Origin of the sequence: Agromyces sp. CCNWLW203 (assembly GCF_036576125.1) — a bacterium.
Lineage (GTDB): Bacteria > Actinomycetota > Actinomycetes > Actinomycetales > Microbacteriaceae > Agromyces.
The window spans coordinates 309,096-330,927 of the sequence record NZ_JAZHYX010000004.1; the positions used below are offsets into that span (position 1 = coordinate 309,096).

The window sequence follows — 21,832 nt, forward strand, 5'->3', positions numbered from 1 at the left end:
AAGCAGGTAATTCCAGCATCAATGGAGAGAGTGGGCGAGAGGCTGTGTCGAGCCAATTGACCGGGTCGGGATCCGACGAGACGACGTCGGGCGAATACGGAGCCAACGAATGGCTCGTCGACGAGATGTACGAGAAGTTCCTCGTCGATCCCCAATCGGTCGACAAGACCTGGTGGCCGGTGCTCGAGCACTACCGCCAGGTGAAGACCGAGGGCGGCGACGCGTCGACCACCACCACACCGGCTCCGGATAGCGCGCAGGCGACGCCCGCGACCGATGCCGCGCCGGCAGCACCCGCCGCGCAGGCGACGCCAGCAGCTGACGCCGCAGCACCCGCAGCGCCGTCCACGGCGCCCGTGCCCGTCATCGGGCAGACCCCGGCCGCACGCACGACCTCGGTCGCCCCGCGCACGCAGCCCGTGCCGGCCGACGTGCCCGTCACGAGCCCGCAGCCCGTCGTCGCCGACGCTCCGAAGGAAGACGAGGTCGTCACCCTCAAGGGCATGCCGAAGGCGCTCGCGGCCAACATGGACGCCTCGCTCACCGTGCCGACCGCGACCAGCGTCCGCACGATCCCGGCGAAGCTCATGATCGACAACCGCATCGTGATCAACAACCACCTGCGGCGTTCGCGCGGCGGCAAGATCTCGTTCACCCACCTCATCGGCTGGGCGCTGATCCAGGCGCTCAAGGAGTTCCCGAGCCAGAACGTCTACTACGCCGAGCCCGACGGCAAGCCGAGCCTCGTCAAGCCCGCCCACATCGGCCTCGGCATCGCGATCGACATCCCGAAGCCCGACGGCACCCGCGCCCTCCTCGTGCCCGCGATCAAGCGCGCAGAGACGATGACGTTCAACGAGTACCTCGCGGCCTACGAAGACCTCGTGCAGCGCGCCCGCCAGAACAAGCTGAAGGCCGACGACTTCGCCGGCGCCACGGTCTCGCTGACGAACCCGGGCGGCATCGGCACCGTGCACTCGGTGCCCCGGCTCATGAAGGGCCAGGGCTGCATCATCGGCGCCGGCGCCCTCGAGTACCCCGCCGAGTTCCAGGGCGCGTCCGAGAAGACGCTCGCGCACCTCGCGATCGGCAAGACGATCACGCTCACCTCGACCTACGACCACCGCGTCATCCAGGGCGCCGGCTCCGGCGAGTTCCTGAAGAAGGTGCACGAACTGCTGCTCGGCCAGCGCGGCTTCTACGAGAACCTCTTCGCGGCACTGCGCCTCCCCTACGAGCCGATCCGCTGGGCGCCCGACATCTCGGTCGACATCGCGAGCGCGATCGACAAGACCGCTCGCGTGCAGGAGCTCATCAACGCGTTCCGCGTGCGCGGGCACCTGATGGCCGACATCGACCCGCTCGAGTACGTGCAGCGCTCCCACCCCGACCTCGACATCGCGAGCCACGGCCTGACCTTCTGGGACCTCGACCGCGAGTTCGTCACGGGCGGCTTCGGCGACACGCGCACCGCGCAGCTCCGCGACATCCTCGGCGTCCTCCGCGACTCGTACTGCCGCACCATCGGCATCGAGTACATGCACATCCAGGACCCCGTGCAGCGCAAGTGGATCCAGAACGAGGTCGAGCGCAGCTACGAGAAACCGACGCACGACGAGCAGATGCGCATCCTCGGCAAGCTCAACGAGGCCGAGGCGTTCGAGACCTTCCTGCAGACGAAGTACGTGGGCCAGAAGCGCTTCAGCCTCGAGGGCGGCGAGTCCGTCATCCCGTTGCTCGACGAGATCCTGCAGGGCGCCGCGAAGGAGGGCCTCGACGAGGTCGCCATCGGCATGGCGCACCGCGGCCGCCTGAACGTGCTCACGAACATCGCCGGCAAGACCTACGGCCAGGTGTTCCGCGAGTTCGAGGGCACGCAGCAGTCGAAGGGCTTCACCGGCTCCGGCGACGTCAAGTACCACCTCGGCACGCAGGGCACCTTCACCGCCGACGACGGTCACCAGATCCCCGTGTCGCTCGCAGCGAACCCCTCGCACCTCGAAGCCGTCGACGGCGTGCTCGAGGGCATCGTGCGTGCGAAGCAAGACCGGAAGCCGATCGGCACGTTCTCGACGCTGCCGATCCTCGTGCACGGCGACGCCGCGATGGCCGGCCAGGGCGTCGTGCTCGAGACGATGCAGATGTCGCAGCTGCGCGGCTACCGCACGGGCGGCACCATCCACGTCAACATCAACAACCAGGTCGGCTTCACGACGGTGCCGGGCGACGCCCGCTCGTCGATCTACTCGACGGATGTCGCGAAGACGATCCAGGCTCCGATCTTCCACGTGAACGGCGACGACCCCGAGGCCGTCGTGCGGGTCGCCGAACTCGCGTTCCGCTACCGCCAGGAGTTCAAGCGCGACGTCGTCATCGACCTCGTCTGCTTCCGCCGGCGCGGCCACAACGAGGGCGACGACCCCTCGATGACCCAGCCCCTGATGTACAACCTCATCGAGGCGAAGCGCTCGGTGCGCAAGCTCTACACCGAGGCCCTCGTCGGTCGCGGTGACATCACCGAAGAGGAGTACGAGGCGGCGCACCGCGACTTCCAGGACCGCCTGGAGCGCGCCTTCGCCGAGACGCACGCCGCGCAGACCGGGGCGATCCCGATCATCGGGGCGACCGATTCCACGAAGCCCGAAGAGCCCGTCGCCGGCGAGCTCGAGACGACCGGCGTCTCGACCGAGGTCGTGCACGCCATCGGCGACGCCTTCAACAACAAGCCCTCGGGCTTCACCGTGCACCCGAAGATCCAGCAGCTCCTGACGAAGCGCCTCGACATGAGCCGCAACGGCAAGGTCGACTGGGGCTTCGGCGAGTTGCTCGCACTCGGTTCGCTCCTCCTCGAGGGCACCCCGGTGCGCTTCGCGGGTCAAGACGCCCGTCGCGGAACGTTCGTGCAACGGCACGCAGTGCTGCACGACCGGGTGAACGGCCAGGAGTGGCTGCCGCTGCAGAACCTCTCCGAGAACCAGGCCCGGTTCTGGATCTACGACTCACTGCTCTCCGAGTACGCGGCGATGGGCTTCGAGTACGGCTACTCCGTCGAGCGCGCCGACGCCCTCGTCATGTGGGAGGCGCAGTTCGGCGACTTCGCGAACGGCGCGCAGACCATCATCGACGAGTTCATCTCCTCGGCCGAGCAGAAGTGGGGCCAGCGCTCGAGCGTCGTGCTCCTGCTGCCGCACGGCTACGAGGGTCAGGGCCCCGACCACTCGAGCGCCCGCATCGAGCGCTACCTGCAGCTCTGCGCCGAGAACAACATGACGGTCGCGCGCCCCTCGACGCCGGCGTCGTACTTCCACCTGCTGCGCCGTCAGGCCTACGCCCGCCCGCGCCGGCCGCTCGTCGTCTTCACCCCGAAGGCGATGCTGCGCCTGCGCGGCGCGACGAGCGAGGTCGCCGACTTCACGCAGGGCAAGTTCGAACCGGTCATCGACGACGCCCGCATCACCGACAAGGCCGCCGTCAAGCGCGTCGTGTTCGTCTCGGGCAAGATCTACTACGACCTGCTCGCCGAACTCGACAAGCACGAGAACACCGAGGTCGCACTCGTTCGCCTCGAGCAGCTCTACCCGCTGCCCGCAGGAGAGCTGAAGGCCGTCGCCGACGCGTACCCGAACGCCGAGCTGATGTGGGCGCAAGACGAGCCCGAGAACCAGGGCGCCTGGCCGTACTTCATCATCGAGACGAACAAGCTCGGCGATCGTCCGGTGCGCGTCGTCGCTCGCACGGCCGCGGCATCGCCCGCCACCGGTTCCGCGAAGCGGCACGCCACCGAGCAGGCCGAGCTCGTGCGAACGGCGACCACGCTGTAGCCGCCGCGCGACGCGAACGACGAAGCGAGCGGATGCCCCCCGGGCATCCGCTCGCTTCGTCGTTTCTGCGGTTCAGGCAGGTCAGGCCTTGCCGCGCGACAGCCTGCTCGGCCACCAGATGGTGCGCCCGATGTCGTAGGCGAGCGCCGGCACGAGAAGCGTGCGCACGAGGAACGTGTCGAGCAGCACGCCGAATGCCACGATGAAGGCGATCTGCGCCAGGAACAGGATCGGCAGCACGCCGAGCGCCGCGAACGTCGCTGCCAGCACGAGTCCGGCCGAGGTGATCACGCCCCCGGTGAGCCGCAGACCCCGGATGATGCCTGAGCGCGTGCCGAACCGCAGGGACTCCTCGCGCACCCGGGTCATCAGGAAGATGTTGTAGTCGACGCCGAGGGCGACGAGGAACACGAATCCGAAGAGCGGCACCGACGGGTCGGCGCCCGGGAAGTGGAACACGTGCTCGAACACGAGCGCGGAGACGCCGAGCGCGGCGGCGAATGAGAGCACCACACTGCCGATCAGGATGAGCGGGGCGACGATCGAGCGCAGCAGCAGCATGAGGATCAGGAGGATCGCAGCGAGCACGAGCGGGATCACGAGGGTGCGGTCGGCGATCGCCGCGGCGTTCGTGTCGAGCGCGACGGCCGTCTGGCCGCCGACGAGCACGTCGGTGCCGACCTCGTCGAGGTTCGAGCGGAGCTCGCCGACCGTCGCCTCGGCCTCGAGGGAGTCCGACGGGTCGGTCAGCGTGACCTGCAGCTGCACCTCGCCGTCGACGACGGTCGGGTCGGGCGCCGGAGTGCCGGGAGGACCGAACGCCTCGATGCCGTCGCTCGTGACCGGCGCTGTGCCGGCGGGCGAGTCGGCGCTCACCACGGCGACGGAGTCCACGCCGGCAGTGTCGAGCGCGACATCCGCCATCTGCTGCAGCTCGCTCTCGGGGCCGATGACGATCGCGGGCGTGCCCGACCCGGCTGGGAAGTGCTCGCCGAGCATCTCCTGGCCGTCGCGCGCCTGCGACTCCCCCAGCACGAACTCGCTCGATGCGACGCCGTCGGCGTCGAGTTGCACGAGGCCGAGCGACATGACGCCCAAGACCAGCACGGAGACGATCCAGACGGTGCGCGGTCGCTTCGAGACGAGGCGGCCGACCCCGGCCCAGATTCCCCGGTCTGGCAGGTCGGCCTCGTCGGGTGCCGAGGCGTCCACGACGCCGGCCGCGTGTCGGGCGTGCACCTCGGCGGCGTCGCCGACGCGGGCGACCTTCCTCGGCCAGAAGGCGGCGCGCCCGGCCCAGAGCAGCAGCGCGGGCAGGAGCGTCAGCGCCGCGAGCACGGCGAAGACGATGCCGATCGCCGCGACGGGCCCGAGCACCTTGTTCGACGTCAGCTCGCTCACGAGCAGGATCAGGAGCCCGACGATGACGGTGCCTCCCGAGGCGACGATCGGCTCCCACGAGCCTTTCAGCGCCGCCCAGGTGGCGTCCCACTTGCGCTCGTACTGCGCGAGCGTCTCGCGATACCGCGAGATGTAGAGCAGCGCGTAGTCGGTGGCCGCACCGATCACGAGGATGAACAGGATGCCCTGCGTCTGCCCAGAGAGCAGCAGGATGTCGGCGCGTGCGAGCGCCACGACCGTGAACACCGACGCGCACAGCGCCGTGAGGCTCGTGAAGAGCACGATGAACGGCAGCAGCGGCGAGCGGTAGACGATGATGAGGATCAGGAAGACGGCCGCGAGCGCGACGCCCAGGAGGAGCCCGTCGATGCCGCTGAACGCGGCGGCGAGGTCGGCCGTGAAGCCCGCCGGGCCGGTGACGGCGGCCGTCGTGCCGTCGACGGGGTGCTCAGCGAGTACCGTCCGCACCTCCGCGACGATGTCGCCCGGGCTCTCGCCGCCCTCGACCTGCTCGATCGGCAGGATCATCTGCACCGCGGCGCCGTCCTCCGAGGGCAGCACCGGCGAGGCGGCGTCGCCGTTCACGCCGTCGACCGCGAGCAGGTCGACCCGCAGGTCGTCGATCGCCGCGAGCTGATCGTCGTCGAGGGCCTCGTCGCCGGCGATCACCACGATCGCGGGAACGTCGTCGGAGTCGCGGAAGCCCTCCTGCAGCTCGGTCACCTCGGTCGCCTCGGCCGACGCGGGCAGGAACTGCGCCTGGTCGTTCGTCGAGACGTCGCTCAGCGAGCCGAACGCGGCGCCGCCGGCGCCGAAGAGTGCGAACCAGATGAGGATGAGGGCAGCGGGGATGGCGACGCGGAGCCACGTGGGCACCCGGCGCATCGTCGTTCGGTCGGAGTCGTCGATCACATCATCGACGCTACGGGTCGACCGGATCGCCCGCATCGAACGAACGATTGAGAACGCGCGCCGCTCGGCAGGTCAGGCGACGTGCGCGGTCAGGCGACGGTGTGCGTCGACTGATAGATCCTGATCTGCGAGAGCACCTGCATCCGCAGCTGCTCGGGCGCGCTCTCGCGGCACGCCCGCTGCACCACTTCGGTGATCGCGACGCCGACGCGCAGTTCGGCCTGGCAGTCGGGACAGTTCTCCACGTGCTCGCGGATGTCGGTCGCATCCGCCGCCTGCAGCTCGTTGTGCAGGTACTCCTCGAGTTCGGCCCTCGCCTTGTCGCAGCCGCAGTCGGTCATTTCTTGCTCCTGGTGGTTTTGGCCTTCTCGCCCGCGGCGAATCCCTGTTCGCGGGCATAGTCGGCGAGGGATTCGCGGAGCAGGCGCCTGCCACGGTGCAGACGGCTCATCACGGTCCCGATGGGGGTGTTCATCATGTCGGCGATCTCTTGGTACGAGAAGCCCTCGACGTCGGCGAAGTAGACGGCGAGCCGGAAGTCTTCGGGCAGCGCCTGCAGCGCGTCCTTGACGGCGCTGTCGGGCAGGTGGTCGATCGCCTCGGCCTCTGCGGAACGACTCGCCCGCGCGGTGGTCGACTCCGCACCGCCGAGCTGCCAGTCCTCCAGGTCGTCGATCGTGCCCTGGTAGGGCTCCCGCTGCTTCTTGCGGTAGCTGTTGATGAAGGTGTTCGTGAGGATCCGGTACAGCCACGCCTTCAGGTTGGTGCCCTGGGTGAACTGCCCGAAGGCGGCGAACGCCTTGACGAACGTCTCCTGCACCAGGTCTTGCGCGTCGGCCGGGTTCTTCGTCATGCGCAGCGCAGCGGCGTAGAGCTGGTCGATGAACGGCAGCGCCTGTTCCTCGAAGAGTTCGCTGAGAGGACGTGCGGCCTCCGCGGTCTCGGGGTCGTTCGGCGTCGCGTCGATCTGGTCAGTCATCACCGGCCATCCTAGATCGTCGACCCCTGCGACTGCGGGGCGTTCGAGCACTCCGATCGACATGCGTGGCACCGACTCCTTCTGCGTTTCCGGACGCTACTGTTGATAACCGATGCAGATTTCGAAGTATTCCGCACCCGAATTCGATCCGTACGGCGATGCACGGCAGACCGAGACGGATGACGGTTGGCGCGCGCCGGTCGCGGCGGCTCCCCTCGCCGCGGTGCTGGGCCTGCCGGGCTCGAAGTCGCTCACCAATCGCGAACTCGTGCTCGCGGCGCTGGCCGACGGCCCGTCGACGCTCCGCGCCCCGCTCTGGTCGCGCGACAGCGAGCTCATGGTCGAGGGCCTGCGCTCCCTCGGCACCGGGTTCGAACGAGTGCCCGGCCGCGGCGGGTTCGGCGACGACCTGCGCGTGACTCCTGCCGACGAACTGCTCGGCTCGACCACGATCGACTGCGGGCTCGCCGGCACGGTCATGCGGTTCCTGCCGCCGGTCGCCGCCCTCGCACTCGGCCCGACGATGTTCGACGGCGACGAGCACGCTCGTCACCGCCCGATGTCGGGCGTGATCGACGGGCTGCACGCCCTCGGCGTCGACCTCGACGACGACCGGCGCGGCACGCTGCCGTTCACCGTGCACGGCACCGGCCGAGTCGGCGGCGGGCCGCTCGAGATCGACGCCTCGGCGTCGAGCCAGTTCGTCTCCGCCCTGCTGCTGTCGGCCCCGCGGTTCGAGCGCGGCATCGACCTGAAGCACAGCGGCGAACGGCTGCCGAGCCTGCCCCACATCGAGATGACCATCGAGACCCTCCGTGCCCGCGGTGTCGAGGTCACGAGCCCCGAGCCCGGCCGCTGGCAGGTCGCTCCCGGCCCGATCCTCGCGATCGATGTCGACATCGAGCCCGACCTCTCGAACGCCGCGCCGTTCCTCGTCGCGGCGCTCGTCGCCGGCGGCTCCGTCACGATCACCGGCTGGCCCGTCGAGACCACGCAGGTCGGCGCGCAGCTCGCGCGCATCCTGCCGCTGTTCGGCGCTCGAGTCGAGATCGACGGCGACCGACTCACGGTGCACGCCCCCGCGCACGGCGAGGGCGGCAGCCGCGGCATCCGCGGCGTCGACCTCGACCTCTCGGAGGCCGGCGAGCTCGCACCGAACCTCGTCGCCCTCGCGGCCCTCGCCGACGCGCCGTCGACGATCACCGGCATCGGCCACATCCGCCATCACGAGACCGACCGGCTCGCGGCCCTCACCGCCGAGATCAACGGGCTCGGGGGCGTCGTCACCGAGCTCGACGACGGCTTGCGCGTCGAACCGGCACCGCTCCACGGCGGGCCGTGGCGCGCGTACGCCGACCACCGCATGGCCACGAGCGGCGCGATCATCGGCCTCGCGGTGCCCGGCGTCGTCGTCGACGACATCGCGTCGACCGGCAAGACCCTCCCCCAGTTCACCGCGCTCTGGGAGCAGATGCTGGCATGACCCGGTGGAGCGCAGCATGACCTGGTGGTCCACTGACGACGACGAGGACGACGAGCCAGAGTTCGACGAGTCCGACGTGCGGGTGCGGCCGAGCCGCCGGGGCAGCAGGCCCCGCACGAAGCAGCGACCCGAGCACGCCGATGCCGTCACGGGCATGGTGATCGGCGTCGATCGAGGCCGTTACAGCGTGCTCGTCGACGAGAACGGCCCCGACGAACGCACCATCACCGCGGCGCGTGCGAGCGAGCTTCGCCGCAAATCGGTCGTCACGGGCGATCACGTCGACCTCGTCGGCGACACGTCCGGCGAGCCGGGCACCCTCTCACGCATCGTCCGGGTCGGCGAGCGCACCACTCTGCTGCGACGCAGCGCCGACGACACCGACGAGGTCGAGCGCGTCATCGTCGCGAACGCCGACCAGATGCTCATCGTCGTGGCCGCGGCGAACCCCGAGCCGCGCATCCGGCTGCTCGACCGCTACCTCGTGGCGGCGTTCGACGCCGGCATCCGCCCGCTCCTCGTCATCACGAAGACCGACCTCGCCGACCCCGCCGAGTTCCTCCGCAACTTCGCGGGCCTCGACCTCACGGTGTTCCTGAGCGGTGAGGATCAGATGCCGCTCGACGAGATCGCCCGCGTGCTCGTCGGCCACCGCACCGTGTTCGTCGGCCACTCGGGCGTCGGCAAGTCCACACTCGTGAACGCGCTCGTGCCGAGCGCGAAGCGCGCCACCGGGCACGTCAACGTCGTCACGGGCCGCGGGCGCCACACCTCGTCGTCGACGGTCTGGTTGCGCTTCGACGCCGCCGATCTGCCGGGCGCCGAGCCGGGCACAGGCTGGGTCATCGACACCCCCGGCGTGCGCTCGTTCGGGCTCGGCCACGTCGACCGCGCCAACATCCTGCGCGCCTTCACCGACCTCGACCGCCTGGCCGAGCGCTGCCCGCGCGGGTGCACCCACCTGCCCGACGCACCCGACTGCGCCATGGCCGAGGCCGTCGCCGCCGGAGAGCTCGGCGAGACGGGCCCGGCGCGCCTGGAGTCCCTGCAGCGGCTGCTCACGACCTTCGCCGGCGGCGCCGCCGTCTGACCCCGCGGCGAGCCGATTGCGTCGTCCTGCGGGCGCTCTGCGGCCCGCGGCATCCGTCGACGTGCCTACCATGGAGGTATGACCGACGCACGACTCGCCCCCGGCGACCTCGCTCCCGACTTCACCCTGCTCGACCAGAACGGCGACCCGGTCACCCTCTCGGAGCTCCGCGGCTCCAAGGTGGTGCTCTACTTCTACCCCGAGGCCATGACCCCGGGCTGCACGACCGAGGCGTGCGACTTCCGCGACAACCTGAACTCGTTCGCGAGCGCCGGCATCCGCGTGCTCGGCGTCTCGAAGGACGACGTCGCGAAGCTCGCCGCGTTCGCCGAGCGCGACCGACTGACGTACACCTTGCTCTCCGACGCCGACCTCGCCGTGCAGCAGGCCTACGGCGTCTGGGGCGAGAAGTCGCTCTACGGCAAGATCGTCGTCGGTTCGATCCGCTCGACGTTCGTGATCGCCGAAGACGGTCGCATCGAGCGCGCCTTCTACAACGTCAAGGCGACCGGTCACGTGGCGCGACTGCGCCGCGACCTCGGCCTCGACGGCTAGGAGTCCTCGGGGCGGGTGTATGCGAGACGCACGGGAGCCCACAACAGCAGCCCGATGACGGTGATCGCGGGCACGAGCAGCACCCAGCCGACATCGGGGCGTGCGAACAGGCCCTGGAAGGCGCCGACCGCGATCGAGAGCTGCAGGATCTGCCAGACGATCGCCGCCGCACGTGACCACGACGCCTGCCGGAGCGATCCGAAGGCGACCGTGACGACCCAGATCGCCCCGATCGCGACGAGCACGAGCAGTGCGATGGCCGTGGCGTACGACGACGGTTCGAGCGCGAACAGGTCGATCACGAGCCAGATGACGAGGGCCAGCATGGCCGCGGCCTCGAGGAAGAGCAGCACGCTCACGACGACGAGTGCGACGCGAACACCGGATTCGGGGGTTGCCGCGCCGCCTGCCGTGTCGTCTCGTGCCTCGACCGAGTCGTCTCGCGCATCGAAGGCGGCGTCATCGCGCCGATTCACAGCGTTATCCCATACACAGCTATTGATTCGAACTCTCCGCTATGCGACCATTTATGAGGCCGAATTGATGCTCACAGGGACGTGAGCCGATCAGAACTGATCCTACTTCCCGAGATTCGGCTTTCCCCCTGCAGCAGCCGGTTTCGGCAAGCGCAATCGTGCGCGTCTGCGATCGAAGTACACCCCGCAAGGAGCATCCCCATATGGATTGGCGCGACAAGGCCGCCTGCCTCACCGCAGACCCGGAACTCTTCTTCCCGGTCGGCAACACCGGCCCCGCCGTCGACCAGATCGAGAAGGCGAAGACCGTGTGCGGTCGCTGCACCGTCACCGAGATCTGCCTGCAGTACGCCCTCGAGACCGGCCAGGACTCGGGCGTGTGGGGTGGCCTCAGCGAAGACGAGCGCCGCGCCCTCAAGCGCCGCGCCGCGCGCGCCCGCCGCGCCTCCTAGCGACCGTTCGGCGGCCGGAGGACCCGGCCGCCGACTCGCTCACCATTCAGACGGCCGACGGCCCTTCCCGTTCGGCGAGGTCGTGCGACCCGCTCACTTCGCGGCGATGATCCGCTCGAGCTCGGGGATGAGCGCCGCGAACGCGCGCGCCCGATGGCTGTGCGAGTTCTTCACCTCGGGCGCGAGCTCGGCTGCCGAGACCTCGAAGCCCTCGGGCACGAAGATCGGGTCGTAGCCGAAGCCGTGCGCGCCCGACTCCTCGAGCGCGATGCGCCCGGGCCAGAGCCCGACGGCCGCGTACTCGTGCGGGCCGCCGGCCGCCTCGGGCACCACGAGCGCGATGGTGCAGTGGAAGTGCCCGGTGCGGTTCGGGTCGCGGATGTCGCTGAGCTGCGCGAGCAGCAGGTCGAGGTTCGCCTGCGCACCCCGACCGGGCCCGGCCCAACGGGCCGAGAAGATGCCCGGCGACCCGCCCATGACGTCGACCGCGATGCCCGAGTCGTCGGCGAGGGCGATGCGTCCGGTGTGCTCCGCAGCGGCCCGCGCCTTGATGAAGGCGTTCGCCTCGAACGAGGTGCCGTCTTCGACCGGCTCGGGCCCGTCGTAGGCGAGCACCGTGAGTCCCGGCATCCGCTCGCCCAGGATCTTCTGGAACTCGTCGACCTTGTGCTGGTTGTGGGTGGCGAGCACGATCTCGAGGCCCATCGGCGTCACTCCCCCGCAGCGGCGACGGCGGCGGCGAGCACGCGCTGCTGGATGAGGGTGAGCTCGGCGGTGCCCGCGAGCGCGAGATCGAGCAGCGCGTCGAGCTCGCGGCGGTCGAACGGCGCGCCCTCGGCGGTGCCCTGCACCTCGACGAAGAGGCCGCGCCCCGTCGCCACGACGTTCATGTCGGTCTCGGCGCGCACGTCTTCCACGTAGGCGAGATCGAGCATCGGCGTGCCGTCGATGATGCCGACCGACACGGCGGAGACCGTATCGATGAGCGGCTGGGCGCGCTGGCCGACGAACTTCTTGCCACGAGCCCACTCGATCGCGTCGGCGAGTGCCACGTAGGCGCCCGTGATCGCGGCCGTGCGGGTGCCGCCGTCGGCCTGCAGCACGTCGCAGTCGATCTGGATCGTGTTCTCGCCGAGCCCCTTCATGTCGACGACCGCGCGGAGGCTGCGGCCGATCAGGCGGCTGATCTCGTGCGTGCGACCGCCGATGCGGCCCTTGACGGCCTCGCGGTCGTTGCGCGTGTTCGTCGCGCGAGGCAGCATCGAGTACTCGGCGGTGACCCAGCCCTTGCCCTTGCCGTTCATCCAGCGGGGCACGCCGTTCGTGAACGACGCAGTGCAGAGCACCTTCGTCTTGCCGAACGAGATGAGCGCGCTGCCTTCGGCGTGCTCGCTCCAGCCGCGCTCGATGGTCACCTCGCGCAGTTGGTCGGCGGTGCGCCCGTCGGCGCGGATGAGGGTGGTGGGCTCGGATGCCTCGGTCATGCGTTCTCCTGTCGAAGCCGGCTGCGCGTGGTCGCAGATCGGTGGTCTGGAATGGTGACGGCACCCGTCTGCACGAGCTCGACGCTCGGGATCTCGGGGCCGATGAGGCGATGGGCGAGGTCGAGGAACGCGCTCGTGGAGCGACCGGTGGCCTCGTAGCGGTAGCTCGGCGGGGTCGCCGCCCGGCGCTCGGTACCGGTGCCGACGAGCACGCGGTAGACGTCGTTGGCCGTCTCGACGTCGCTCGAGACGAGCGAGACCTCCTCGCCCATGACGTAGGAGATCGCACCCTTCAGGAACGGGTAGTGCGTGCAGCCGAGCACGAGGGTGTCGATGCGCGCGCGCTTCAACGGCGCGAGATACTCCTCGGTGACCTCGAGCAGCTCGTCGCCAGTCGTCACCCCGGCCTCGACGAACTCGACGAAGCGCGGGCACGCCCGCGAGAAGAGCTCGAGGTGCGGGGCCGCGGCGAACGCGTCATCGTAGGCGCGCGAGCCGATCGTGCCCGCGGTGCCGATGACGCCGACCCTGCCCGACTTCGTGGCCGCGACCGCGCGTCTGACGGCCGGCTGGATCACCTCGACGACCGGAACGTCGTAGCGCTCCCGTGCGTCGCGGAGCATCGCGGCAGAGGCCGTGTTGCACGCGATCACGAGCATCTTCACGCCCTGCGCCACGAGGTCGTCGAGCACCGCGAGCGCGTAGCCGCGCACATCGGCGATCTTCTTCGGCCCGTAGGGCGAGTGCTCGAGGTCACCGATGTAGAGGATCGACTCGTTGGGCAACTGGTCTTTCACGGCCCGGGCGACGGTGAGCCCGCCGACCCCGGAGTCGAAGATCCCGATCGGTGCATCCGTCACGACATGCAAGCGTAGCGCTCCCCGCTGACTGCACCCGCATCGGTAGGCTGAGCTGGTGACCGGCTCAGCAGCGCTCTTCACCGATCGATACGAACTGACGATGGTCGATGCCGCGTTGCTCGACGGCACCGCGCATCGCGAGAGCCTGTTCGAGGCCTTCGCGAGGCGCCTGCCCGACGGCCGGCGCTACGGCATCGTCGCGGGCACGGGGCGCCTGCTCGAGCTGATCCGGCGATTCCGCTTCGATGAGGCCGAGCTCGAGTGGCTCCGCGAACACGAGGTGGTTCGGCCCGCCACGCTCGACTGGCTCGCCGACTACCGGTTCACCGGCGACATCTGGGGCTACCGCGAGGGCGAGGCGTACTTCCCGGGCTCGCCGCTGCTCACGATCCAGGCGACGTTCGCCGAAGCCGTCATGCTCGAGACCGTCGTGCTCTCGACCCTCAACTACGACTCGTCCGTCGCGAGCGCCGCCGCGCGCATGGTCTCCGTCGCGCTCGGCCGGCCGATCGCCGAGATGGGCTCACGCCGCACGAGCGAGGGTTCGGCGATCGCCGCCGCACGCGCCGCCTACATCGCGGGCTTCGACGCCACGTCGAACCTCGAGGCCGGGCGCACGTGGGGCATCCCGACCATGGGCACCGCCGCGCACGCCTTCACGCTGCTGCACGACACCGAAGAGGGCGCGTTCCGCGCGCAGGTCGAGGCGTTCGGGCCGAAGACGACCCTGCTCGTCGACACCTACGACATCACGAAGGGCGTCGAGCTCGCCGTGAAGGTCGCGGGGCCCGGACTCGGCGCCGTGCGCATCGACTCGGGCGACCTCCCGACGGTCGTCGCAGCGGTGCGCGAACAGCTCGACACGCTCGGAGCCGTCGACACGCGCATCACCGTCACGAGCGACCTCGACGAGTTCACGATCGCGGGCCTCTCGGGCGCACCCGTTGACGCCTACGGCGTCGGCACCGCCGTCGTGACCGGTTCGGGGTTCCCGGCGGCCGGCATGGTGTTCAAGCTCGTCGCGCGACGCGACGACGCCGGCGAATGGGTGTCGGTCGCGAAGGCCTCGACGCAGAAGGCGAGCGTCGGCGGTCGCAAGAACGCCGCGCGACGCCTCGACGCGACGTTGACCGCCCGTGAAGAGCTCGTCTTCGTCGGCGACGGCCCCGGCGGCGAGGCGGAGTTCGAGGCGGGCAGCCGGCTGCGCCCGCTCATGGTGCAGCTGATGCGCGGCGGCGAGGCCGACCCCGCGTTCCTCGGCACGACCGGCACGGAAGCCGCTCGCGCGCATCGCGCCACCGTCATGCAGGAGCTGCCGATCGAGGCGTTCCGGCTGGGCCGCGGCGAGCCCGTGATTCCGACGACCTATCACTGACCCCGTGGTCGAGTGACGAACGCCGGAGAGCGTATCGAGACCTACTCGGCCTTCATCTTCTCGTAGATCGCCTTGCAGGTCGGGCAGACCGGGAACTTCTCGGGGTCGCGCCCCGGGGTCCACTTCTTGCCGCACAGCGCCTTCACGGGCTTGCCGGTGAGTGCCGACTGCAGGATCTTGTCTTTCTGCACGTAGTGCGAGAAGCGCTCGTGGTCGCCCGGCTCGATGGCCTCTTCGTTCAGGAGCTTCTCGAGTTCGCGGTCGAGAACGTCGGTGCCGCCGCCGGGCGAACCGGGGTCGGCGATGCTGACGCGCACGGAGGAGATCATGCGTCCGATTCTACGCGCGGATCGCGGCACCGATGATCTCGGGGCCGCGACGGTCGAAGACCCTGCCGCCGGCCGTCACGCCGATCACGAGCACGAGAAGGCCGAGGCCGACACCCGAGGCGAAGGATGCCGCGTGCCACGCGGGATCGACGAAGATGCCGAGCCAGGCGAACACCAGCGCGGGCAGCGCGATGAGGAGCGAGCCGACCATCGTGATCGACTGCACGAGCGCGGTGATGGTGCCGGTGGCCTGCGGCTGCTGGAACGGGCTGTCGCCGGGCTTGACCGCGGGGTATGGGAACCGGGCCGACGTGATCGAGCCGACGCCGAGGCCTGCGAGGAGGAGTGCCGTGCTGACGCCGAGGAGCGACGGCAGCAGTCTCCAGTCGTTCAGCACGAAGACCGTGAGCGCGCTGCCGAGGCCGATGACGAGCACCCCGGCGATCAGCACGGGAACGAGCCGGCCGACGCGGTCGGAGACGCCGCGCACGCCGGAGACGACGTGCAGCCAGACGGCCGTCGAGTCGTAGGCGGTGTCGTTGTGCAGGCTCCAGCCGAGGAAGAGGCACATGAGCGGCACGGGAATGAGCCAGAGGTATTCGGTCGGCACGCCGGCGAGGTTGAGCGGCACCATGACGATGATCGGCACGATCGGCACCATGACGAGCGAGACCCAGTAGCGGGCATCGCGGAACCAGTAGGTGAAGCTGCGTGCCGCAACGGCGCCGGCGGCGCCCTGCGGCATCCGGTCGAACCAGCCGAGTCCGCGGTAGCTCTTCGCGGAGGCCTCGCGCCCGGGCGTCACGAGCATCTTGGCGACGAGCGCCTGCCAGCCGAACCAGACGAGCACGAGCGTGCCCGCGGCGATGAGGAACTTGACGATCGCGGCGCCCCACTGGCCCGCGGCGGCGTCTCCGGGCACGGCGAAGGCCGCACCGAACGGGGTCCAGGAGAGCACGCCTGCGATCGACTCCATGACGGCCGTGCCGGAGCTCTCCCAGTCGACCGAGACGAGCACCACGATGATCGGCGAGGCCATGACGATCAGGAGCAGGCCGAGCACCCCGCTGAGCTCCCGGGCTCGCCGTGTGGCGAGCAGCAACGAGGCGATGCCGGTGGCGACGCGTGCGAGCAGGAGGCACGTGGCGAAGGCGATCGCCGCCGCGAGGATCGCGAGGAGGGTCTCACCGAACCCGCGCGACCAGGTGACGACGGTGCCGAGCAGCACGATCGCGAGCACGAGGGCGGGGATGCCGATGACGGCCGCGACGGCGAGGCCGATCGCGAGCGAGCGGTCGGGCAGGCCGAAGAGCGCGAAGCGCCGGGGATCCATCGTGTCGTCGACGCCGAAGATCAGCGGGACGATGATGAAGCCGAGCACGGTGGCCGACCCGGCGACGACGAAGGCGTCGCGGATGACCTCGACGTCATCGACGAAGCGCAGCCCGACGAGCGAGGCGAACAGCAGGGCGGCGAGGCCGAGCCCGTAGATCAGCCCGATGACGATGCCGACGACCTGCCAGGTGCTGCGCCGGAAGATGTTGCCGAGCAGCCGCAGTTTCAGTCTGAGAAACTGTGCAACCATTCCATGCCTTCCGCAGCCTTGCGTCCGCCGGCGAGCTCGACGAATCGGTCTTCGAGGGTCTGACCGGCGCGCACCTCGTCGAGCGTGCCCGCGGCGAGCACCCGCCCGGCCACGATGATCGCCGCCGAGTCGCAGACGCGCTCGATGAGGTCCATGCCGTGGCTCGAGAGCACGACCGTGCCGCCGCCGGCGACGTAGCGCTCGAGGATCTCGGTGAGGTTCGCGGCCGACACGGGGTCGACGGATTCGAACGGTTCGTCGAGCACGAGGAGGCGGGGCGAGTGGATCATGGCGCAGGCGAGGGCGATCTTCTTCGTCATGCCCGCGGAGTAGTCGGCGACGAGCCGGTCGACGGCGTCATCGAGGCCGAATGCCGCGATGAGGTCGGTGCTGCGCTCGCGCACCGTGCGGCTGTCGAGCCCGCGCAGCACGCCGGAGTAGTAGAGGAGCTGCGCTCCGGTCAGCCGATCGAAGAGTCGCAGCCGGTCGGGCAGCACGCCCGTGGCGCGCTTCGCCGCCCGCGGGTTCGCCCAGGCGTCGATGTCGTGGATGCGCACGCTGCCAGCGTCGGGGCGGAGGAGCCCGGTGACCATCGACAGCGTGGTGGTCTTGCCGGCGCCGTTCGGGCCGACGATGCCGAAGAACGAGCCGGCGCGCACCTCGAGGCTGATGCCGTCGACGGCGGTGTTCTCGCCGAACTTCTTGACGAGGCCCTCGATCGCGAGCACCTTCGGCGCCGTCGCCGGGGGCGCAGTGCGGGCGGGCCGGAGCGAACGCTTCTTGCGGGCCGCGGGCTTCTTGACCGGCTGGATCACGGCGACGGCCTGGGCTGCGCTGCCGGATGCCGCGGGGTCGCCCGTCTCGACGACTGCCGGCGCGGCGACGGGCTCGGCCACCGGCGCAGCGACAGGCGCGGCGACAGGCGCGGCCGGAGCCTCGGCGGCGGCCTCTGCAGGTGCGGCCTCGGCCACTTCTGGAACCGCGACGGACGCGACCGCGGCGGATGCAGCCGCGGCAGCGGCGGGCCGCTTCGGCGCGCGTTCGACGGTCTCCTCGTCGATCTCGGACCGCGACGAGGGGGTCTCGGGTGCGACCGGCGGCTCGGACACCGTGGCGGCGACCGTGTCGGGCGCTCTACGGGTGGGTCGCTCGGCGGCCGTCGTCTCGGTGGTGAGGGCCGCGGCGACCTGCTGCGACTGACGACGCGAGGCCGCCGTGGCGACGGCTTCGGTGCGACTGCTCGCGGCGCCCGCCGTGCTCTTGGCCGCCGATGCGCGCGGCGTTCTCGTGGCCTTCGCTGCCTCCCCGCGAGTGGCGGCGGCCTTGGCCGAGGCCGTGCGCGAGGCCGGGGTGCGCTTGGATGCGGGCGCCGGCTTCTCGCTCGCCGACGAAGCGGACGACTCGGCGGACTCGACGGACGCGGCCTGCTTCTTCGCGGCCGAGGTCTTCGCAGCAGCAGTCTTCGCGGCAGCAGTCTTTGCGGCGGCGGTCTTCGCAGCAGCGGTCTTGGCCGCCGCGGACTTCGCCGAAGCGGTCTTCGCGGTCGTCGATTTCGCAGCAGTCGTCTTCGCGGCGGTCGTCTTCGTCGCGGACGAGCGCGCAGGGCGCTTCGCCGCCGCTGCCGACTGCACCGGCTGGGACTCCGGTGCTTCGGACGCCCCCGCTCCGGTGCCTTCGGCAGTTTCGTCGTCGTGTTCGGAGCGCGAAACGGAAGTCACCCAGACAACCTATCAATCAGCACCGCCGTTGCGGGCCTTGTCGCAAGGTGATTGCCGGGAGAGACTGGGTATCGGCTGAGCGTCGTATCACGATCCCACTACGACCGTGTCCCCCAGATGGTGGGCGGCGGGCGGCCAAGTTATCCTGAGTACCGGCATAACGGCGTGTCCATATGTGAACTTCCGGATGAAATCCGGGCCAACTCTCGGCGATGAGGAAGAGTCCTCGGTGACGAGGAGCCCCTCGGCGACGAGGGCGGAGGCCCGGGGCATCCGACCCACCGAAGGAGATGCAGTGAACACCCAGATCGTGATTCTCGCGGCCGGCATGGGGAGCCGGCTCGGGCGATCCCTCCCCAAGCCCCTCACCGAGCTCAGCGACGGCCGCACCATCATGCGCCAGCAGTTCGACAACATCGAGCACGCGTTCGGCGCGGGCGCCAACGTGACGATCGTCGTCGGCTACAAGCTCGAGCACATCATCGAGGCGTTCCCGCAGGCGTCGTTCGTCTACAACGAGGAGTACGACCAGACGAACACCTCGAAGAGCCTCATGCGTGCACTGTCGGCCTCGCAGCCGGGCGGCGTGCTCTGGATGAACGGCGACGTCGTCTTCGACCCGTCGATCCTCGACCGCGCCTTGCCGTTCATCGCTCGCGACCAGTCGATGGTCACCGTCAACACCTCCAAGGTGTCCGACGAAGAGGTGAAGTACACGACGAGCGCCGAGGGCTACATCAAGGAGCTCTCCAAGACCGTCAAGGGCGGTCTCGGCGAGGCCGTCGGCATCAACTACATCTCGAGCCGCGACAAGGCCACCTTCCTCGCGCACCTGCAGCGCGTCGGCGACCAGGACTACTTCGAGCGCGGCCTCGAGCTCGCGATCGAGCAGAACGGCCTCCTCGTCGAGCCGATGGACATCTCCGACCTCTACGCGGTCGAGATCGACTTCGCCGAAGACCTGGAGCGCGCGAACCACTTCGTGTGACCTGCACCACAGCACTGAACAAGAAGAGAGCGGATGCCACGTGGCATCCGCTCTCTTTCTTGTCTCGCGTGTTCGTGGGGCTCAGCGCCCCGTCGTAAGGGTGCGCGCGACGCCAGCCCTGGCGAGCGAGGCGGCGATCACGCGGCCGAGCCACGTGAACGCGATGGGACTCAGGGCGAACATCGCGAGGTACAGCGCCCAGAACCAGGGCGCGTAGTGCTCGGGGCCGAGTGCGATGAACGTGCCCGCGGCGAGAATGAGTCCGGATGCCCCTGCGGCGACGTAGTACAGCCACGGCGACCAGTTCTTGTAGCGCGTGATGAAGAACGGCAGCTCGAGCAGAGCGCCGACCAGGAGGCCGGTGCCGAGGAAGCGCAGGATCCAGTGGGGGGCGAAGGCGGCACCCACGAGGCCCGCGATGAATCCGGTGAGGATGCCGACGCCCGGACGCTTCAGCAGCGCGAGCGCCACGGCGCTCGGCAGGAAGTGCGAGCCGATGGTGATGCCGTAGAGCATCGGGGCGATGCCCGCGATGAGGCCTGCTGCGTATCCGGCTCCCGCGGCGAACAGACCGCCGCCGACGCCGATCGCGGCGCAGCTCAGGATCACGCGGGTGCTGGTGCGGTGCACGAGGCTCCTTCCGACTGGGCTCGGCACTTGCCACCCGTCTGAGACAAATCTACCCCGGTACGGCATCTACGATGAGAGCGTGATGAGCACGGTGTCGAGAGCATACGGTGATGCCCATCCGCTGCAGCGGACGCCGTGGGCCAGGTACCGTCATTCGCTCTGGCTGCTCACGACGCGCGACCTGAAGGTGCGCTACTCGACCTCGGCCCTCGGCTACGTGTGGTCGGTGCTCGACCCGCTCGTGATGGCGGGCATCTACTGGTTCGTGTTCACGCAGGTGTTCGAGCGGCCCGTGGGCACCGACCCCTACATCGTCTTCCTGCTGTCGGCCCTGCTGCCCTGGATGTGGTTCAACGGCGCCGTCTCGGACTCGACGCGTGCGTTCCTGAAGGACGCGAAGCTCGTGCGCTCGACGATGATCCCCCGCACGATCTGGGTCAACCGCATCGTGCTCTCGAAGGGCATCGAGTTCCTGCTCGCACTGCCGGTGCTCGCGCTGTTCGTCGTGGTCTTCGGTGCTGACGTGCACTGGGAGCTCGCGCTCTTCCCGCTCGCGATTCTGCTGCAGGCGATCCTCACCGCCGGTGTCGCCCTGATCGTGGCACCGCTCGTGGTCTTCTTCCGCGACCTCGAGCGAGCGGTCAAGCTCGCGCTGCGGTTCCTGTTCTACGCCTCCCCCATCATCTACGGCGTCACCGACCTGCCCTCGCAGTTGCACTTCTGGGCGGCCTTCAACCCGCTGTCGGGCATCTTCGGCCTCTATCGCGCCGGGTTCTTCCCCGAAGAGCTCGACTGGTTCAACGTCGCGATCTCCGCCGTCATGTCGCTCGCGATCCTCGCCGTCGGCCTCTGGGTCTTCCGATCCTCCGAGCGCCAGGTACTGAAGGAGATCTGATGACCGACGCCACGACCGCCGTCTCCTCGGCCCCCTTCGCGATCCGCACGACCGGGCTCGGCATCCGCTTCCGCCGCAACCGCCGCGGTCGCCGCTCCTTCAAAGACCTTCTGGCCGGCCGTCGTCGCCGCACGCGTCCCGGCGAGTTCTGGGCGCTGCGGAACGTGTCGATCGAGGTGCGCCCCGGCGAGGCGATCGGCGTCGTCGGCCGCAACGGCCAGGGCAAGTCGACGCTCCTGAAGCTCGTCGCGGGCGTCATGATCGCCGACGAGGGCACGGTCGAGATCACGGGCGGCGTCGCCCCGCTCATCGAGATCACGGGCGGATTCGTCGACGACCTCACGGTGCGCGACAACGTCTATCTGACGGCCGGCCTGCACGGCATGACGAACGCGCAGATCGACGCGAAGTTCGACGAGATCATCGGGTTCGCCGACATCGGCGACTTTCTCGACACGCCCTACAAGCACCTCTCGAGCGGCATGAAGGTGCGCATCGCCTTCGCGGTGATCTCGCAGCTCGAGGAGCCGATCATGCTCGTCGACGAGGTGCTCGCCGTCGGCGACAAGGCGTTCCGCGAGAAGTGCTACCGCCGCATCGACGAGATGCTCGCCGGTGGTCGCACGCTCTTCTTCGTCTCGCACAACGAGCGCGACCTGCGGCGCTTCTGCACGCGCGGCCTGTACCTCGACAAGGGCTCGCTCGTGCTCGACGGCCCGATCGACGACGTGCTCGCCCGCTACAACGCCGAGCACGGGGTCGGGTAGCAGCGACGCAAGCGAGGATGCCGCGGGGCGCC

Annotated in this window: 20 protein-coding genes; 9 read left to right on the top strand and 11 right to left on the bottom strand. The window is 69.6% G+C overall.

Annotated elements, in window-relative coordinates:
- Window positions 1-44: 44 nt before the first annotated feature.
- Window positions 45-3,821 carry a multifunctional oxoglutarate decarboxylase/oxoglutarate dehydrogenase thiamine pyrophosphate-binding subunit/dihydrolipoyllysine-residue succinyltransferase subunit gene (locus VPH61_RS11765; RefSeq protein WP_332063674.1) on the top strand — a complete coding sequence of 1,259 codons (3,777 nt, stop codon included), beginning with the start codon at window positions 45-47 and terminating at the stop codon, window positions 3,819-3,821.
- A gap of 81 nt (window positions 3,822-3,902) precedes the next feature.
- Here VPH61_RS11765 and VPH61_RS11770 read toward each other — a convergent pair whose 3' ends face one another.
- The 3 genes from VPH61_RS11770 to VPH61_RS11780 form a co-directional block, all read right to left on the bottom strand.
- The gene (locus tag VPH61_RS11770; protein ID WP_332063759.1) at window positions 3,903-6,107 is read right to left on the bottom strand and encodes an MMPL family transporter; all 2,205 of its coding nucleotides are present in this window, start codon (window positions 6,105-6,107) and stop codon (window positions 3,903-3,905) included.
- Window positions 6,108-6,223: 116 nt separating this feature from the next.
- On the bottom strand, window positions 6,224-6,475 hold the full coding sequence (rsrA, locus tag VPH61_RS11775; RefSeq protein WP_332063675.1) for a mycothiol system anti-sigma-R factor: 252 nt from the start codon (window positions 6,473-6,475) through the stop codon (window positions 6,224-6,226).
- Window positions 6,472-7,176, bottom strand: a complete 705-nt coding sequence (locus tag VPH61_RS11780) for a sigma-70 family RNA polymerase sigma factor (RefSeq protein ID WP_442879094.1) — start codon at window positions 7,174-7,176, stop codon at window positions 6,472-6,474. Before VPH61_RS11780 ends, rsrA begins: the two co-directional genes overlap by 4 nt.
- Before the next feature lie 49 nt (window positions 7,177-7,225).
- Between VPH61_RS11780 and aroA the strand changes: the two genes are divergently transcribed.
- The 3 genes from aroA to bcp all read left to right on the top strand — a co-directional run bounded on the left by aroA (window position 7,226) and on the right by bcp (window position 10,241).
- Complete coding sequence (gene aroA / locus VPH61_RS11785) at window positions 7,226-8,596, top strand: 3-phosphoshikimate 1-carboxyvinyltransferase (protein WP_332063677.1); 1,371 nt, start codon at window positions 7,226-7,228, stop codon at window positions 8,594-8,596.
- A gap of 16 nt (window positions 8,597-8,612) precedes the next feature.
- A complete protein-coding gene (gene rsgA, locus VPH61_RS11790; RefSeq protein ID WP_332063678.1) occupies window positions 8,613-9,686 on the top strand; it encodes a ribosome small subunit-dependent GTPase A in 1,074 nt (357 codons plus the stop codon).
- Window positions 9,687-9,764: 78 nt separating this feature from the next.
- Window positions 9,765-10,241, top strand: coding sequence for a thioredoxin-dependent thiol peroxidase (gene bcp, locus VPH61_RS11795; RefSeq protein ID WP_332063679.1), 477 nt, complete (start codon window positions 9,765-9,767; stop codon window positions 10,239-10,241).
- Here bcp and VPH61_RS11800 read toward each other — a convergent pair.
- On the bottom strand, window positions 10,238-10,717 hold the full coding sequence (locus VPH61_RS11800; RefSeq protein ID WP_332063680.1) for a hypothetical protein: 480 nt from the start codon (window positions 10,715-10,717) through the stop codon (window positions 10,238-10,240). The two genes, bcp and VPH61_RS11800, sit on opposite strands and share 4 nt — an antisense overlap.
- A 203-nt stretch (window positions 10,718-10,920) precedes the next feature.
- Between VPH61_RS11800 and VPH61_RS11805 the strand changes: the two genes are divergently transcribed.
- Complete coding sequence (locus VPH61_RS11805) at window positions 10,921-11,169, top strand: WhiB family transcriptional regulator (RefSeq protein ID WP_022893204.1); 249 nt, start codon at window positions 10,921-10,923, stop codon at window positions 11,167-11,169.
- Window positions 11,170-11,262: 93 nt separating this feature from the next.
- Here VPH61_RS11805 and rdgB read toward each other — a convergent pair whose 3' ends face one another.
- The 3 genes from rdgB to murI are packed head-to-tail and all read right to left on the bottom strand — an operon-like array spanning window position 11,263 to window position 13,513.
- The gene (gene rdgB, locus VPH61_RS11810; protein ID WP_332063681.1) at window positions 11,263-11,874 is read right to left on the bottom strand and encodes an RdgB/HAM1 family non-canonical purine NTP pyrophosphatase; all 612 of its coding nucleotides are present in this window, start codon (window positions 11,872-11,874) and stop codon (window positions 11,263-11,265) included.
- 5 nt (window positions 11,875-11,879) lie between these two features.
- Window positions 11,880-12,653, bottom strand: a complete 774-nt coding sequence (rph, locus tag VPH61_RS11815; RefSeq protein WP_332063682.1) for a ribonuclease PH — start codon at window positions 12,651-12,653, stop codon at window positions 11,880-11,882.
- A complete protein-coding gene (gene murI, locus VPH61_RS11820) occupies window positions 12,650-13,513 on the bottom strand; it encodes a glutamate racemase (RefSeq protein ID WP_332063683.1) in 864 nt (287 codons plus the stop codon). The genes rph and murI overlap by 4 nt, the downstream gene beginning before the upstream one ends.
- A gap of 55 nt (window positions 13,514-13,568) precedes the next feature.
- On the opposite strand from murI, the gene VPH61_RS11825 reads away from it, so the two are divergent.
- Complete coding sequence (locus VPH61_RS11825) at window positions 13,569-14,888, top strand: nicotinate phosphoribosyltransferase (RefSeq protein ID WP_332063684.1); 1,320 nt, start codon at window positions 13,569-13,571, stop codon at window positions 14,886-14,888.
- A 41-nt stretch (window positions 14,889-14,929) separates the two neighbouring features.
- Here the strand turns inward: VPH61_RS11825 and VPH61_RS11830 are convergent, their stop codons facing one another.
- The 3 genes from VPH61_RS11830 to VPH61_RS11840 are packed head-to-tail and all read right to left on the bottom strand — an operon-like array spanning window position 14,930 to window position 18,520.
- Window positions 14,930-15,217, bottom strand: coding sequence for a DUF3039 domain-containing protein (locus VPH61_RS11830; protein ID WP_056014257.1), 288 nt, complete (start codon window positions 15,215-15,217; stop codon window positions 14,930-14,932).
- A 10-nt stretch (window positions 15,218-15,227) separates the two neighbouring features.
- A complete protein-coding gene (locus VPH61_RS11835; RefSeq protein WP_332063685.1) occupies window positions 15,228-16,802 on the bottom strand; it encodes a hypothetical protein in 1,575 nt (524 codons plus the stop codon).
- The gene (locus VPH61_RS11840) at window positions 16,778-18,520 is read right to left on the bottom strand and encodes an ABC transporter ATP-binding protein (protein WP_332063686.1); all 1,743 of its coding nucleotides are present in this window, start codon (window positions 18,518-18,520) and stop codon (window positions 16,778-16,780) included. Before VPH61_RS11840 ends, VPH61_RS11835 begins: the two co-directional genes overlap by 25 nt.
- A 295-nt stretch (window positions 18,521-18,815) precedes the next feature.
- Between VPH61_RS11840 and VPH61_RS11845 the strand changes: the two genes are divergently transcribed.
- Window positions 18,816-19,508 (top strand): phosphocholine cytidylyltransferase family protein, encoded by a 693-nt coding sequence (locus VPH61_RS11845; protein ID WP_332063687.1) that lies wholly within the window; start codon window positions 18,816-18,818, stop codon window positions 19,506-19,508.
- Window positions 19,509-19,589: 81 nt separating this feature from the next.
- On the opposite strand, the gene VPH61_RS11850 is transcribed toward VPH61_RS11845, so the two are convergent.
- Window positions 19,590-20,138, bottom strand: a complete 549-nt coding sequence (locus VPH61_RS11850; RefSeq protein ID WP_056014263.1) for an ECF transporter S component — start codon at window positions 20,136-20,138, stop codon at window positions 19,590-19,592.
- An 82-nt stretch (window positions 20,139-20,220) separates the two neighbouring features.
- Between VPH61_RS11850 and VPH61_RS11855 the strand changes: the two genes are divergently transcribed.
- Together VPH61_RS11855 and VPH61_RS11860 are read left to right on the top strand one after the other, a co-directional pair.
- Window positions 20,221-21,033 (top strand): ABC transporter permease, encoded by an 813-nt coding sequence (locus tag VPH61_RS11855; protein WP_332063760.1) that lies wholly within the window; start codon window positions 20,221-20,223, stop codon window positions 21,031-21,033.
- On the top strand, window positions 21,033-21,800 hold the full coding sequence (locus VPH61_RS11860) for an ABC transporter ATP-binding protein (protein ID WP_332063688.1): 768 nt from the start codon (window positions 21,033-21,035) through the stop codon (window positions 21,798-21,800). Before VPH61_RS11855 ends, VPH61_RS11860 begins: the two co-directional genes overlap by 1 nt.
- Window positions 21,801-21,832: the final 32 nt, after the last annotated feature.

Excerpts from the sequence above, each read along its gene's own strand:
- VPH61_RS11770 (WP_332063759.1), bottom strand. The coding sequence starts at position 6,107 with ATGCGCCGGGTGCCCACGTGGCTCCGCGTCGCCATCCCCGCTGCCCTC.
- rsrA (WP_332063675.1), bottom strand. The coding sequence starts at position 6,475 with ATGACCGACTGCGGCTGCGACAAGGCGAGGGCCGAACTCGAGGAGTAC.
- VPH61_RS11780 (WP_442879094.1), bottom strand. The coding sequence starts at position 7,176 with ATGTCGATCGGAGTGCTCGAACGCCCCGCAGTCGCAGGGGTCGACGAT.
- aroA (WP_332063677.1), top strand. The coding sequence starts at position 7,226 with ATGCAGATTTCGAAGTATTCCGCACCCGAATTCGATCCGTACGGCGAT.
- rsgA (WP_332063678.1), top strand. The coding sequence starts at position 8,613 with ATGACCTGGTGGTCCACTGACGACGACGAGGACGACGAGCCAGAGTTC.
- bcp (WP_332063679.1), top strand. The coding sequence starts at position 9,765 with ATGACCGACGCACGACTCGCCCCCGGCGACCTCGCTCCCGACTTCACC.
- VPH61_RS11805 (WP_022893204.1), top strand. The coding sequence starts at position 10,921 with ATGGATTGGCGCGACAAGGCCGCCTGCCTCACCGCAGACCCGGAACTC.
- rdgB (WP_332063681.1), bottom strand. The coding sequence starts at position 11,874 with ATGGGCCTCGAGATCGTGCTCGCCACCCACAACCAGCACAAGGTCGAC.
- rph (WP_332063682.1), bottom strand. The coding sequence starts at position 12,653 with ATGACCGAGGCATCCGAGCCCACCACCCTCATCCGCGCCGACGGGCGC.
- VPH61_RS11830 (WP_056014257.1), bottom strand. The coding sequence starts at position 15,217 with ATGATCTCCTCCGTGCGCGTCAGCATCGCCGACCCCGGTTCGCCCGGC.
- VPH61_RS11835 (WP_332063685.1), bottom strand. The coding sequence starts at position 16,802 with ATGGTTGCACAGTTTCTCAGACTGAAACTGCGGCTGCTCGGCAACATC.
- VPH61_RS11855 (WP_332063760.1), top strand. The coding sequence starts at position 20,221 with ATGAGCACGGTGTCGAGAGCATACGGTGATGCCCATCCGCTGCAGCGG.
- VPH61_RS11860 (WP_332063688.1), top strand. The coding sequence starts at position 21,033 with ATGACCGACGCCACGACCGCCGTCTCCTCGGCCCCCTTCGCGATCCGC.